13 protein-coding genes are annotated in these 14,131 nt (G+C 70.1%); 7 read left to right on the forward strand and 6 right to left on the reverse strand.

The features are described 5' to 3' along the window. On the forward strand, window positions 1-2,485 hold a 2,485-nt coding region (gene treZ, locus VF647_25850), incomplete at its 5' end, for a malto-oligosyltrehalose trehalohydrolase (GenBank protein HEX8455530.1). A 383-nt stretch (window positions 2,486-2,868) separates the two neighbouring features. On the opposite strand, the gene VF647_25855 is transcribed toward treZ, so the two are convergent. The 4 genes from VF647_25855 to VF647_25870 all read right to left on the reverse strand — a co-directional run bounded on the left by VF647_25855 (window position 2,869) and on the right by VF647_25870 (window position 5,932). Continuing rightward, window positions 2,869-3,570 (reverse strand): PAS domain-containing protein, encoded by a 702-nt coding sequence (locus tag VF647_25855; protein ID HEX8455531.1) that lies wholly within the window; start codon window positions 3,568-3,570, stop codon window positions 2,869-2,871. A gap of 161 nt (window positions 3,571-3,731) precedes the next feature. Continuing rightward, window positions 3,732-4,826, reverse strand: coding sequence for a cell division protein FtsZ (gene ftsZ / locus VF647_25860; GenBank protein HEX8455532.1), 1,095 nt, complete (start codon window positions 4,824-4,826; stop codon window positions 3,732-3,734). Beyond that, a complete protein-coding gene (locus tag VF647_25865; protein HEX8455533.1) occupies window positions 4,823-5,158 on the reverse strand; it encodes a hypothetical protein in 336 nt (111 codons plus the stop codon). Before VF647_25865 ends, ftsZ begins: the two co-directional genes overlap by 4 nt. 279 nt (window positions 5,159-5,437) lie before the next feature. After that, a complete protein-coding gene (locus VF647_25870; GenBank protein HEX8455534.1) occupies window positions 5,438-5,932 on the reverse strand; it encodes a HigA family addiction module antitoxin in 495 nt (164 codons plus the stop codon). A gap of 262 nt (window positions 5,933-6,194) precedes the next feature. Between VF647_25870 and VF647_25875 the strand changes: the two genes are divergently transcribed. The 5 genes from VF647_25875 (at window position 6,195) to VF647_25895 (ending at window position 11,340) form a co-directional block, all read left to right on the forward strand. After that, the gene (locus tag VF647_25875) at window positions 6,195-7,028 is read left to right on the forward strand and encodes a Ku protein (GenBank protein ID HEX8455535.1); all 834 of its coding nucleotides are present in this window, start codon (window positions 6,195-6,197) and stop codon (window positions 7,026-7,028) included. A 3-nt stretch (window positions 7,029-7,031) separates the two neighbouring features. Continuing rightward, window positions 7,032-9,722: a DNA ligase D gene (gene ligD / locus VF647_25880; protein ID HEX8455536.1), complete on the forward strand. Its 2,691-nt coding sequence runs from the start codon at window positions 7,032-7,034 to the stop codon at window positions 9,720-9,722. A gap of 20 nt (window positions 9,723-9,742) precedes the next feature. Next, window positions 9,743-10,513, forward strand: coding sequence for a response regulator (locus tag VF647_25885; GenBank protein ID HEX8455537.1), 771 nt, complete (start codon window positions 9,743-9,745; stop codon window positions 10,511-10,513). Window positions 10,514-10,583: 70 nt separating this feature from the next. Then, window positions 10,584-10,895 carry a hypothetical protein gene (locus VF647_25890; GenBank protein HEX8455538.1) on the forward strand — a complete coding sequence of 104 codons (312 nt, stop codon included), beginning with the start codon at window positions 10,584-10,586 and terminating at the stop codon, window positions 10,893-10,895. Window positions 10,896-10,932: 37 nt separating this feature from the next. Beyond that, window positions 10,933-11,340, forward strand: coding sequence for a hypothetical protein (locus VF647_25895; protein HEX8455539.1), 408 nt, complete (start codon window positions 10,933-10,935; stop codon window positions 11,338-11,340). Window positions 11,341-12,038: 698 nt separating this feature from the next. On the opposite strand, the gene VF647_25900 is transcribed toward VF647_25895, so the two are convergent. Both VF647_25900 and VF647_25905 read right to left on the reverse strand, forming a co-directional pair. Further along, the gene (locus tag VF647_25900) at window positions 12,039-12,383 is read right to left on the reverse strand and encodes a hypothetical protein (protein HEX8455540.1); all 345 of its coding nucleotides are present in this window, start codon (window positions 12,381-12,383) and stop codon (window positions 12,039-12,041) included. Window positions 12,384-12,444: 61 nt separating this feature from the next. Then, window positions 12,445-12,621: a hypothetical protein gene (locus tag VF647_25905; GenBank protein HEX8455541.1), complete on the reverse strand. Its 177-nt coding sequence runs from the start codon at window positions 12,619-12,621 to the stop codon at window positions 12,445-12,447. 371 nt (window positions 12,622-12,992) lie between these two features. Here VF647_25905 and VF647_25910 point away from each other — a divergent pair, with 371 nt between their 5' ends. After that, complete coding sequence (locus VF647_25910; GenBank protein ID HEX8455542.1) at window positions 12,993-13,802, forward strand: ParA family protein; 810 nt, start codon at window positions 12,993-12,995, stop codon at window positions 13,800-13,802. Window positions 13,803-14,131: the final 329 nt, after the last annotated feature.

A 14,131-nucleotide genomic window follows, 5' to 3' on the forward strand; every position in this document is an offset into this window, starting at 1 on the left:
CTTCATGGCGACCATGCTCCTGTCACAGGGGGTGCCCATGATTTGCGGAGGCGACGAGATGGGGCGCACGCAGCGCGGCAACAACAACGCGTACTGCCAGGACAACGAGATCTCCTGGATCGACTGGGATCTCACCGCCGCAGACCGCACCATGCTGGAGTTCACGCGCCGAGTGGCGAAGCTGCGGGCCGACCACCCCACCTTCCGCCGCCGCAAGTTCTTTCGGGGGCGCGGGATACGCGGGTCGGACGTCAAGGACGTCACCTGGGTGCGCCCCGACGGCCGCGAGATGACCGACGAGGAGTGGAACGCCGGCTTCGTGCGCTGCTTCGGGATGGTGCTGGGCGGCGAGATGGAGGAGTGGGACGAGCAGGGCCAGCGCATGTCCGACGACACCTTTCTGCTCCTCTTCAACGCGGACGGCGGGGCGATCGACTTCACCCTCCCCGACGTGGGCCCGGCGCGGGGGTGGATGGTGGTGCTGGACACGAACGAGCCGGATCTGGAGGAGGGGACCCGCCACTACCACGACTGCGACACCCTCAAGATGGAGGGGCGCTCGATGGTGGTGCTGTGTGAATCGAACGAAGAGCGAACCGGAGACGACGTGAGCGCAGTGGACGTATCCACGCTCCCCATCGGGGCGAGCGTCGAAGAGAACGGAACGCGGTTTCGCGTGTGGGCGCCGGGCCACGAGACGATGGACGTGGTGCTCTACGGCCCGGATGCCGAGCGCGTCGTGCCGATGGAGGCGGAGGGCGAGGGGTACTGGAGCGCGTTCGTGGAGGGAGTGGGCGCGGGCGCCCGCTACAAGCTGCGCCTGGACGGCGGCGACACCTTTCCCGATCCCGCCAGCCGCGCCCAGCCGGAGGGGGTGCACGGCCCGTCCGAAGTGGTGGACCCGAGCGCCTTCCGCTGGACCGACGCCGGCTGGAAGGGGATGCCGCTGGAGGAGATGGTCATCTACGAGCTGCACGTGGGGACGATCACGGAGGAGGGGACCTTTGACGCGCTGGTCCGCCGCCTGGACGACCTGGTGGAGCTCGGCGTGACGGCCATCGAGCCGATGCCCGTGGCCACCTTCCCCGGCGCGCGCAACTGGGGGTACGACGGCGTGGGGCTCTTTGCGCCCGCGGCGCCGTACGGCGGGCCGGAGGGGCTGCGCCGGCTGGTGGACGCGGCGCACGCGCGCGGCCTGGCCGTGGTGATGGACGTGGTCTACAACCACTTCGGGCCGGAGGGGAACTACCTTCCCGCCTTCACCAGCGGCAAGGTCTTCAACGAAGCGCACCAGACCCCCTGGGGCGCCGCCGTCAACTACGACGGCGAGGGGAGCGCGGCGATGCGCGAGTTCGTCATCCAGAACGCCGTGCACTGGGCCATCGAGTACCACGTGGACGGCCTGCGCCTGGACGCCACGCACGCCATCATGGACGACTCGCCGCGCCACGTCCTGACCGAGCTGGCGGAGCGGGCGCGCGCCTCCGTCCCCGGCCGCCACTTCGTGCTGATCGCCGAGGACGACCGCAACGAGCGCCAGGTGGTGACCCCCACCGCCGAGGGAGGGCTGGGGCTGGACGGCGTGTGGGCCGACGACTTCCACCACCAGGTGCGCGTGAAGACGGCCGGCGACCGCGAGAGCTACTTCGCGGACTTCACCGGGAGCGCCGCGGACCTGGCGGACACGCTGCAGAAGGGTTGGTACTTCGAGGGGCAGCTCGCGGAGCACCGCGGCGAGGAGCGGGGCACCCCGGCCGCGGACCTTCCGCCGCGCGCCTTCGTGCACTGCATCCAGAACCACGACCAGGTGGGGAACCGTCCGCTGGGCGACCGGCTGCACGACGTGGTGGGGCTCCCCGCCTACCGCGCCGCCAGCGCGCTCCTCCTCCTCTCCCCCTACACGCCGATGCTGTGGATGGGGCAGGAGTGGGCCGCGTCATCGCCCTTCCAGTACTTCACGGACCACCCGGAGGAGCTTGGCAAGCTGGTGACGGAGGGGCGCCGCAACGAGTTCAAGTCGTTCTCCGCCTTCAGCGACCCGGCCAACCGCGAGCGCATCCCGGACCCGCAGTCGCCCGCGACGTTCGAGCGCTCGCGCCTGCGCTGGGAAGAGAGCGAGCGCCCGCCGCACGCTGGCATCCTGGCGCTCTACCGCACGCTCCTGCGCCTGCGCCGAGAGCACCCCGCCCTCCGGCGCCGCGCCCGCAAGGACTTCACCGTCGCCGTGTTGGGCGATGACGGTGTGGCCCTGCGCCGCCGCGGCGCCGCGGGCGAGCCGGACCTGATGGTGATCGCCAACTTCGGCGACTCCCTCACCGCCGACCTCGCCGCGCTCGACGAGACGCGGCCTGAGTCTGGTTGGCGGCTGCTGCTGTCCACCGAGGAAGCGCGCTTCGGCGGCGAGGCGGAGGGTTCGCTTGCGACGCTGACACGTGAGGGGCGGCTGGAGATGCGGGGGGCGGGGGCGGTGGTGCTGGAGGGGTAAGGGCCCCCACCCCCAGCGCCGCTCCGCGGCGCATCCCCCTCCCCCAAAACTGCCTGGGAGAGGGGGTGGCTGGGCCGAGATCCGTCCCGTCATCCAGGTCCCGGCGCCGCCCCGTCCTTGTAGGGGCGCGATTCATCGCGCCCGTGCCCGCCCCCGCACCGACGCCCGCCCCTGCGCACAGATCCGGTAGGGGCCGCCCCGCGTGGCTGCCCGTGCCTCGACGGGTGCCGCAGCCCGCTTGCGAGAGCGGATCATCCGACGCGTTTCTGGCACCCGGCTTCACACGCCACCGCCCGCCAACGCGCACAAAACAGCACCCCCCTCCCCCAGGCAGTTTTGGGGGAGGGGGATGCGTCGCGGAGCGACGCTGGGGGTGGGGCCCCCTACCCGCCCTCCGCCCGGGCGCGGCGGGCGCGCTCGTCGGCGAGCTCGGGCTCCAGCACGCGCGTGATGTACTCGCGCGAGCCGCGTGAGTGCTCGCGCTCGAACTCCGCCGCCTCTTCGGCGCGCACGCGCGCGCCGTCCGCCTCGTCGGCGAGCTTCAGCGCGACGTCGCGGGCGGTGTGCGCGGAGTTGGCGGCGGCGAGGGAGGTCTCCAGCGCGCGGCGCGCCGTCATGTCGCGCGTGACCTTGCAGAAGCCGAACAGCTCCCCGCCCGGATCGCGGAGCGCGGTCAGCGTGACGTTGGCCCAAAAGGTGGAGAGGTCGCGCCGCACCCGCTGCCCCTCGCCCGTGTATTCGCCGCTCTCCGCGGCCTGCCGGAGATGCTCCTCGGCCGTGCCGTCCTCCGAGCCGCCTTCCGGGTACAGGAAGCGGAGGTGCCCCCCTTCGGCTTCCTCGCGAGTCCACCACTTCATCAGGTGGGCGCCCTCGCCCCAGTAGACGATGACTCCGTCGGGGTTCAGGAGGAAGATGGCGTAGTCGCGCACGTTCTCGGCGAGCGCGGCGATGGCGGGGTTCCCGGCGCGGATCTCCTCGCGGATCGCCTCGAGCTTCGCCCCTTCTTCGCCGCCGAGCCGCCGCTGGCGCCCGCGCTCGAACGCCGCCGCGCGCTCCGCTTCTTCGCTTTTCTTTTCCTGGCTCATGTGATGATTCGTCGGCAAGATGTCAGCCAACCGAATCACGCGCCCGCGTTTTCCACGAAGCCCCTCATCTCACACAGAGAACACGGAGGAGAACCACGAGCCGCAGAAGACCCTCCGCTGTTCTTTCCGTGCTCCTCTGTGTCTCTGTGTGAGATTGCAGTTCAAGCGCCGAAGTTGCGCCTCAAAAAGGTGGGCTTGGTCATGTCCGGCGCGGCGTCGCTGGGAGGGGTGGTGTGCTTGCGGCCGAGCGGGCCCAGGCCTCCCAGCCCCTGGTGCGTGACGACGGGCGGCTCCTTGACCAGCTTCTCGAAGCCGGTCGCGATCACGGTCACACGCACCTCGTCGCCCATGCGCGGGTCGTGCACGGTGCCGAAGATGATCTCCGCCTGGTCGCCGGCGGCCTCCTGGATGGTGGAGGAGACGGTGCTCACGTCGTCCAGCGACAGGTCAGGCCCGCCGGTGATGTTGATGAGCACGCCCGCCGCGCCCCGCACGGAGATGTTGTCCAGCAGCGGCGACGAGATCGCCTCCTGCGCCGCCTCCACCGCGCGGTTCTCGCCGCGCCCGAAGCCGGTGCCCATCAGCGCGGTGCCGCGGTTGCTCATCACCGTGCGGACGTCGGCGAAGTCCACGTTCACCTCGCCCGTGACGCGGATCAGGTCCGAGATCCCCTGCGTGGCGTGCAGCAGCACCTCGTCCGCCTTCTTGAGCGCGTCGGCGAACGAAGTCCCCTTCCCCACGATGGAGAGCAGGCGCTCGTTGGGGACGACGACGAGCGTGTCGGCGGCGCGCGCGAGGGCTTCCAGGCCCTCCTCGGCGTGCTTCATCCGCCGCTTCCCCTCGAACAAAAAGGGCTTGGTGACGACGGCCACGGTGAGCGCCCCCTGCTCGCGCGCGATCTCGGCGATGAGGGGGCCGGCGCCGGTGCCGGTGCCGCCGCCCATCCCCGCGGTGACGAACACCAGGTCCGCGCCCGCCAGCGCCTTGCGCACGTCGTCGGCGTTCTCTTCGAGCGCGTGGCGGCCCACCTCGGGGCGCGCGCCGGCGCCCAGGCCGCGCGTCAGCTTCCGCCCGATCTGGATGCGCACGTCGGAGTGGCAGCGGGCGAGCGCCTGAGCATCGGTGTTCACCGTGATGAACTCCACCCCTTCCAACTGCTCGTGGATCATGCGGTTGACGGCGTTCCCGCCGCCGCCGCCCACGCCCACCACAAGCATGCGGGCGCCGGGCTCCTGGTCGATGTACTCGAACTTCATCGGGCTTCCTCCGCGCGCAGGCGGTCGAGTGCGGTGAGGTCGCCCGCCCACAGGGCGCGCAGGCGTTCGTCGTCGGCGATGTAGGCGCGCAATCCGTTCACGATGGCGTCGAGGTCGGTCCCCGCGAAGTCGGCGCGCAGCTCTTCCACGCGGAACCGGTCGGAGCCGGCGAACCAGAGCACCTCGCCGTTGTCGAAGCGCACGCCGTAGCGGGCGCCGTCGGTCACGTAGTCGCGGGCGTCGTCCCACGGCGGAAGGTCGCGCGGCTCGCCGCCCGGCACGGTGGCGCGGGCGAGGTAGAAGTGCGCGGGAAGCTGCACGGTCCGGATCATGGTGCCCGGTGCGGAGGGGGTGCTGGAGCGGGGATGCTGCGGGAGTAGCACGCGAGTGCGTACTACACGTGGCGCAAAAGGCATGAGCGTGCCCACAAAATGTGCTACTTACCCTGACTGCACAAGCCTTCCAGAACTTCAACAGCAGGGCTCACGCAAAGACGCAAAGACGCGAAGAAAAGAAAAGTGGAAAGCTCTGCACACAGCACACGGATAGTGGAGGAGCCGTGCATCTGCAGGTCTTTGCGTCTTTGCGTCTTCGCGTGAGCCCTAGCTGTTTTACGCGCTGCGCGGAAAGCGGATGGTGGACGGGTCGATCTTGCGCCGCTCGGGAGCGCGGCGGGCGCCCACGCGGTCGCGGACGCGCTGCGCGATCTCCTCGCGCTTCATCGGCGAGACGAGCTCGGTGGCGGCGGCCGCGGCGGACTCGGCGGGGTGGCGGAAGATGGGGCCGTTCTCGCGGTACCATGGGATGATCCGCTCCACCTGCGCCGTCAGGCGGCGGTCGGATCGGGCCGTGTGCAGGTCCCAGTCCGCCTGCGCGTACAGCCAGCTCTCCGCGCGCGTGCCGAAGAAGCGCGCCAGCCGCAGCGCCATCTCCGCCGTAACCCGCTTCTCCCGCTTGTTCAGCAGGTCGTTCAGGTGCGGGCGCGAAACGCCCATCCCAAGCGCCACGCGGCCCTGCGTGAGCCCGGGGTCGCGGTCGATGAACTCTTCTTTCAGAAGCTGGCCGGGGCGGCGGGGCTCCACGGCGGGGGTGGCGATGCTCGTCATGGGAGGTGTGCGTCGGGTTGTGGGTCCGGACAGGGCTTTACGCCAGGGGCAAGTCCCGGACCGCGGCGGGGAGTGGTCCGGAATATAGCGTCGAACTCCCGCTCAGGCACAAGGTTGCGGCGCGCCTGTAAGCTGTCTGCTTACAGCTAACTCGTTGTCAGTGTGGTGTTTACAGAAACTGCTACGGCACGCGAAGTGCCTTTCGGACCCATCCCCGGCGGTCCAACCCGCCCGCCGTAAAACATTGCACGCATGGCACGAGATGCCTACCACGATCTGGAAGGGCGCCATCAGCTTCGGTCTGGTGACCATCCCGGTGACGCTGCACAGCGCGGTGCGCGAGCACAGCGGGATCAGCTTCAACCAGCTCCACGCCAAGGACAAGTCGCGCATCCGCTACAAGAAGGTCTGCGAGCGCGAAGGAAAGGAGGTTCCGGCCGACGAGATCGTCAAAGGATACGAGTACGAGAAGGGAAAGTACATCGTCATCTCCGACGAGGAGCTGGAGCAGGCCGAGCGCGCCACCTCGCGCTCGTTCGAGATCGCGGCGTTCGTCAAGGAGGATGACGTCGATCCGCGCTACTTCGACAAGCCCTACTACCTGGCCCCCATGCCGGGCGGCGAGAAAGCCTACGTCCTCCTCCGCCAGACGATGGAGAACACCGGGTCGATCGGCGTCGGCAGCTTCGTGCTGCGCAAGAAGACGCACCTGGCCGGCCTCAAGGCGGTGGGCGACGCGCTGGTGCTGGAGCTCATGCGCTACGAGCGCGAGCTGGTGGACGTGCGCGAGCTGCGCATCCCCGAGGTCAAGGACCTGCGCCCGCAGGAGCTGAAGATGGCGGAGCAGCTCGTGGAGAACCTGAGCGAGCCGTTCGATCCCGGCAAGTTCCGCGATGTCTACAGCGAGAGCCTGATGGAGGTGATCCAGGCCAAGCTCAAGGGCCAGAAGCCGTCGCTGGCCGAGGCGGACGAGCCCGACAGCACGGGCGTCATCGACCTGATGGCGCGGCTGCAGGAGAGCATCAAGGAGTCGTCGAAGCCCGCGGCGGCCAAGAAGAAGGCGGCGGCGGCTCCCAAGAAGCGGAAGTCGGCGTAGCCCATGGCGAAGCCCCGCCGCACCTCCGCACCCGCGGGCGACCTGGCGGAGTACCAGGCCAAGCGCGACTTCGGCAAGACGCCGGAGCCGCGCGGCGCGCGTGCGCGAAAGAAGAAGGCGGTGGGGCTCGGCTTCGTGGTGCAGAAGCACGCGGCCAGCCACCTGCACTTCGACCTGCGGCTGGAGCTGGGCGGGGTGATGAAGAGCTGGGCCGTGCCCAAGGGCCCCTCCGGCGACCCGGCGGACCGCCGCCTGGCCGTGGAGGTGGAGGACCACCCCATGGAGTACAACACGTTCGAGGGCACCATCCCGGCCGGCGAGTACGGCGGCGGCACCGTGATGCTGTGGGACCGCGGCACCTACACCGCGGACGACGTCCTCCCCAACGAGGACCCGGAGGAGTTCCTCGCCGCGCAGCACAAGAAGGGGAAGCTGGACATCACCTTCCACGGCGAGCGGCTGCGCGGCTCCTACGCCCTGGTGCGCACCCGCCGCGGCGAGGGCGGCTCGAAGCCGCAGTGGCTCCTCATCAAGCACCGCGACGACCACTCCGGCGATGGGCTGGACCCCGCCGCGGAGTACGACACTTCAGTGGAGACGGGCCGGACCATGGAGGAGATCGCCTCCGGCCGTGGAGGCCGCCGTGTGTGGCGCTCCAATCGTGCCACCAGTGCGACATCTGCTCCGCAACCAGTCCCCGCCGCCGCGCCAACCCCTGTCGTGCTCCCGATGCTCGCCTCCTCCGCCGGGGGCACGGTGCCGAGCGGCGAGGGGTGGACCTTCGAGCCGAAGTACGACGGCATCCGCGTGCTCGCCTTCGTGGGGAACGGCACGGCGGCGCTGGTGACGCGCAACGGCAACGACAAGGCGCGCCAGTTTCCCGAGGTCGTGGAGGCGCTCCTCGCCTTCCGCCAGGAGCTGGGGCGCGACGTGGTGCTGGACGGCGAGCTGATCGGCGTGCGCAACGGCGAGGTGGTGCGCTTCGAGTCGCTGCAGGGCCGTATGCACCTCACCAACGACCGCGACATCGCCAACAGCTCGGCCCGCGAGCCCGCCGCCCTCGTCGCCTTCGACCTGCTGCTGGACGGCGCGCGCCCCCTGCTGCGCGAGCCGTGGAGCGACCGCCGCGAAGCGCTGGAGGAGCTGCTCGAAGGCCGCGCCACCGACGTGCTGCGGCTGGGCGAGAGCTCGGCGGACGTGGACGAGATGATGTCGCGCGCCCGCGCCGGCGGGTGGGAGGGGCTGGTGGCGAAGCGCACCTCCAGCGGCTACGCGGCCGGCAAGCGCTCGCGCGATTGGGTCAAGCTGAAGCTGGAGAACCGCCAGGAGCTGGTCGTGGGCGGATGGACGGAGCCCCGCAACTCGCGGCAGCACGTGGGTGCGCTCCTCCTGGGCTACTACGACGCGGAGGGGCGCTTCATCTACGCGGGCCACACCGGCACCGGCTTCGACCAGAAGGGCCTGGCCGACGCGGCGCGGCGCATGAAGCCGCTGGAGCGCAAGACGTCGCCCTTTCTGGAGAAGCCCGCCACCAACGAGAAGGCGCACTGGGTGACGCCCAGGCTGGTGGTGGAGATCCGCTTCAACGAGTGGACCTCCGCGGGGAAGCTGCGCCAGCCCGTCTTCCTCGGCTTCCGCGACGACAAGGACCCGCGCTCCGTGGTGCGCGAGCCTGACGCCCGCGTCTCCGCGCCGGCACCAGAGCCGCGGGATGGCGCGCCGGCTCCAAAACACGCGGCGGGCTCCGTGGCCGAGCGGCTGGACGCGATCGAGCGCGAGGGCGGCGACGGCGTGGTGGCGCTGGGAAAGGGGAAGCAGCTCTCCGTCAGCAACCTGGGCAAGGTCTACTTCCCCGCGGACGGCATCACCAAGGGCGACCTGCTGCGCTATTACGCGGAGACGGCACGCTACATCCTCCCCGCCATGAAGGACCGGCCGCTGGTGCTGCGCCGCTTCCCCAACGGTATCGAGGGGCAGGCCTTCTATCAGCAGACCCCCGACGCTGACACGCCGGAGGGTGTGCGCGTGGAGACGATCCGCGAGCCGGACGGCGACCTGAAGCGGCGCCTGATCGGCGGCGACCTGGCCACGCTCCTCTACACGGTGCAGCTCGGCGCCATCTCGTACGACCCCTGGCACTCGCGCGTCGACGGGCTGGACTACGCCGACTACTCGATCCTGGACCTGGACCCGGGCGAGGGGACCGACTTCCAGACCGTCGTGGAGGTGGCGCGGCTGGTCAAGCAGGAGCTGGACCGCGCGGGGCTGCACGGGGCGCTCAAGACGTCGGGCTCCAGCGGGCTGCACATCTACCTCCCGCTCCCCGCGCGCACGCCGCTGGAGACCTCCACGCTCCTGGCGCAGTTCATCGCCACCCGCGTGGCCGCGCGCGCGCCCAAGATCGCGACGGTCGAGCGGATGGTGAAGCGGCGCCCCCGCGGCACCGTGTACGTGGACTACCTGCAGAACATCCTGGGGAAGACGGTGGCGGGGGTGTACGCCGTCCGCGCCAAGCCGGGCGGCACCGTCTCCACCCCCCTGAGCTGGGACGAGCTGACCGACGACCTGGACCTGCACGCCTTCACCGTGCGCACCCTGCCCGCGCGGCTGGCGGAGCGCGGCGACCTGTGGGGCCCGGCGATGAAGCGGCCCATCCCGCTGCGGCGCTTCCTGCGCGCCGCGCCGGCCGCCTGACACACCGCGAGGAGCGGACGATGATCGACTTCGAAGCAGGGGTGAGGGAGGCCTGGCTGGACGCGACGGCGCCGGGGTGCGTGCTGGTCGTCTCCGAGAACGAGGTGATCCGCACGGGGCTCCGCCTCCTCCTGCAGCGCAACCGCTACGAGGCGGTGGAGGCGCGCACCGAGGAGGAAGCGGTGCGGCTGGCGGTGGAGTGGTTCCCGGACCTGGTGATCGTGGACCTTCCCGACCCCGCGGCCCCGCGCCTCCTGGAGGAGCTTCGCCGCGAGCCGGGGTGCACCGGCACCCTCGCACTGCGCCTGACCGCCGACTCCGAGGCCGCGCACTCAGGCACCGCCCACTACGACGGCTGCCTGGTGAAGCCGGCCGACCCGCAGCGCATCCTCGCCGAGGTCGTGCGGCTGATGGAGCGGCGCTTCGGCGCGGGACGCACGGCGGTGCCGCTGGACGGACCGCGCGCCGCGGAGCTGATCCGGCTGGACACCCCCTTCCCCGCCCGCACGCGCGTGGAGGCGAACCCGCTGAACGCCGAAGTGCTGGCCAACGTCCTTTCCGAGCTGCGCTGGCTGGGCATCCGCCACCACCAGCTTCGCGACGGCGGCGACGTGGTGGTGGAGTACGTGTGCACGGTGCAGCAGGCGCTGGAGCTCGGCTTCGAGGACGTGCCGGGCGTGCTCGCCTTCGCCCTGGAGGACGCCTTCCCCTGGCTGGCGCGCCGCCCTGACGCGCTGCGCAGGCGGATCGACCGGCTCAAGAACCTGGCATCGCTGCGCCGCACGGGGTGAGCACAGGGCGCCCGATGCCGAACGTGCGGCCGGGCGGAAGCTGAACAGCCGACGTAATTGGAGGTGGGGGATGAGAAGCTCGAAGAGGACGCGCGATCCGGTCGAGATCCGGCTCTGGATGGAGGAGCGAGGCGGCGCCCCCGCCTTCGGCAACGGCGCCGAGGGACCGCTCCGCATCGACTTCGATCCGGACGCGCCGGCGGCTGAGGCGGATTGGGTGCGCTGGTTCCGCGTCTTCGAGGAGCACGAGCTCGCCTTCCAATTCCACCCCGCGGATGACGGCCGCTCGTACCGCCTGGTGCGCGGCCGGGCGGACGACGAGCACCCCACGCTGGCGGCGTGGCCGGCGGGGAGCCTGATGATCGTGGAGCGCACGGGCTGAACGGGACGGAAACCGCAACCCACAGTGGGGCATGGACATGGAACCGCTCACCCGCCGGCAGGTGGAGATACTGGGCTACCTGCGGGAATACCTGGAAGAGAAAGGGTACGCGCCCAGCCACGAGGAGGTGGCGGAGCGCTTCAGCTACCGTGCCATCTCCACCGTGGCCGAGCACCTGAACACGCTGCAGGAGAAGGGCTACATCCTGCGCACCCCCGGCCGGTCGCGCGCGCTGCGCCTTCTCCGCCCCGGCGACGTCGCGGAACCGGAGCCGACGCAGGGCTTCAGCGTGGCGGACGGCGCCCAGTACGTCCCCCGGCGCCACCTGCCACCGATGTTCGCCGCCTGGATGGCCGAGTGGCTCACCGAGCGCGGCCATCCCCGCCCGGACGAGGCGCAGCTCAAGGCCTGGGTGATGCACCGCATGCGGCGGCGCGCGTCCTGACATCGGGAAAGGCCTCACACAGAGGCCACAGAGGGAAACGGAAAGGCACGGAGAGAACCTCTAGCGGTTCTTTCCGTGCCCTCTGTGTCTTTGGGTGAGGCTGTTGTACAGGCGCGAGGACTGGAGCGCGGCGTCCCGTTTGCGGAGTGTCGATGGCGCGACTTGGCGCCAGGGTTCTGACACTCACGCTGGAATGAGGTAGAGGCGTGGAAACCCATCGGAACGAGCAGGGAATCACCCCACCATGGATGGAACGCATGCGGGCCCGCGGCGTTTACGTCCGGGAGCCCGAACCTGGATACGTGTTGCGGCCCTATACCGAGCGCGAGCGCGAAGCTGGGCGTCTGCTCGTACTCTGGCGCAAGACGGTGCGGTTGCTGCGCGGAGAGCGTCCTGTATGTTGACGCTTCCGCTCTGGTCAAGTGATGCCATTCGTCATTGAGGTTTGTGCAAAGCTGAACAAGATGTCTCACGCAGAGGCGCAGAGACGCAGGAGAGAACCGCAACTGCATGGCTCACACAGAGACACAGAGCCACAGAGAGAACCGCTTAAAGGTTTTCTCTGTGGCTTTCAGTTCCTTCTGTGGCCTCTGTGTGAGGCTTTTCTGTTGTTCTCTCCCTGCGTCTCTGCGCCTCTGCGTGAGACCAAGCCGGTCAGAATGCACACCAGCTTCCGCTAGATGGTATGAGGCTGTCGTTCAGGCGCGCGGCGGGCGGAAGCCGAGGATCTCGCGGTCGTACGTCGCCGGGTTGGCGGCGTAGAGCGCGCTCCACTCGTCGGGGCCGGGGAGGTTCAGCTCGCGGTGCACGGCCAGGATCAGCTCGCGGAGGCGGTCGGCGGCTTCGCCGGTGCCCACCAGCGTCTCCACGATCTCATCGCCGCCCCACGCCGGCGCGCTCACGGCGGCGGGAACGCGGGAGGCCTCGCCCGCACGCTGCGCCAGGAGCCAGAAGCCATCGGGATCCAGCGCGAAAATGTGCTCGGCGATTTTCGCCGAGCACCAGTCGAGGTATTTGATCCGGAGAGCAGGCTCCTGCGCCATGCAGGACGGGGTTGTAGGCGGACCGGGACGCGCGCCCGTCAACTGTGCGGCCCGCGGGCCACTAGGTCAAGACTTTTGTTTGCTGGGTGTCCCGCGCCAGCACCTGGAAGATGGTCTCCCGCATCGCGCAGTATCGCAGCATCTTCGCCACGAGCTCCGGGTCCCGTTGCTGGATCGCTTCCACCCTGTTCGCCACGTCGGAGGGGAGCGTCAGGACAACTGGGCGGGCTTCCGTCATTCCAGGTTCTCGAAGGTTCGGGGGATGGTCTTGCGGGGCGGCTGGAGCAGGGGTGCCGAAGCCGGAGCGCCAAAGTAAGGGGGCGCCCCCGTGCCGGTCAACCCCTTTGTAACCCTATGCAAACCAATACGTTACACGCAAGTGACTGCGCCGCAACCGGTTGCGTCCCCACCCCCTCATCTGCTCCACGCGCGGTGGCCGGACAGGGGCTGAAGCGCTCTGAAACACCCTTGCGGAGCAGCCGGTTTGCACGCAGATTGGGGGCCACCTTCCCATCTGAAATCCCGCGCGGTTCCCCCCAGTCCGACCGTCTCCGGAGCACTCGTCCATGCTCGTTCGCGACCCGCTCGCGCCGGTGAGGCGCTGAGCCGATGCCCGTCATCGCCATTGCCAACCAGAAGGGCGGCGTCGGAAAGACGACCACCGCCGTGAACCTCGGCGCCAGCCTGGCCGCGGCCGAGAAGCGCACGCTGGTGGTGGACCTGGACCCGCAGGGGAACGCCTCCAGCGGCCTCCTTCCGGCCGCGCTGCGCGGCTCCGCCCGCTCGTCGCTCTACGGCGTGCTCTTCGACGGCGCCCCGCTGGCCAGCGCCGTGGTGCGCTCGCCGGACATCGCCTTCCTGGACGTGGTGCCCACGAGCGACCACCTGATGGGTGCCGAGGTGGAGATGGCGGACCTTCCCGGCCGCGAGCGACGCCTGCGCGAGGCGCTCGCCCCCGTGCGCGACCTGTACGACTTCGTGCTGCTGGACTGCCCGCCCGCGCTGGGGCTCTTTACGCTGGGCGCCCTGGTGGCCGCGGACAGCGTGCTGGTGCCGGTGCAGGCGGAGTTCTTTGCGCTGGAGGGGCTTTCGCAGCTCCTGGAGAACATCGAGTTGGTGCGCGCGCTGAATCCCGCGCTGCGGGTGGAGGGCGCGCTGATCACGATGTACGACGGGCGGCTTTCGCTGGCGCAGAGTGTGGCGGCGGAGGTGCGCGGGCACCTGGGGGAGCGCACCTTTGCCACCGTCATTCCGCGCAACGTGCGGCTGGCGGAGGCGCCCAGCTTCGAGCGGCCGGTGCTGGCGTACGATGCGCAGTCGGCGGGGGCGAGGAGCTACCTGTCGCTGGCGGTGGAGTTGATCCAGCGGTATGGGATGGAGGCGCCGGTGGGGAGGGGGCGGGAGAGCCGGGCGGGGTGAGAGGGGTTACCCGGCGGTTGAAACCGCTGCAACAACCGCGGGAAACCTGCCTTCGCAGGTTGCGGGCGGGGACGGTGCGGGGGGCGGGCACCCGCCGGCACCGGGGACGGCACCGGGGGCTGAAGCCCCCGGCTGGAACGACGGGAAGACCGCTGAAGCGGTCTCGTACGCGGCTGGATGATGGTTTGAGCGCAGTGGCTTACGGCCCTGCCCACGCACCGCCCTTCGGCGCGGAGCGAAGGGTGGGGTTTTTTGGCGTGTGTACCGCCTTCGGTGCGCGGTGAAGGGATGGCGCATGGCGGTGGATGGGCGGAGGACGCGGGGTGCAG

It is taken from the genome of Longimicrobium sp. (genome assembly GCA_036387335.1).
Classification (GTDB): Bacteria; Gemmatimonadota; Gemmatimonadetes; order Longimicrobiales; family Longimicrobiaceae; genus Longimicrobium.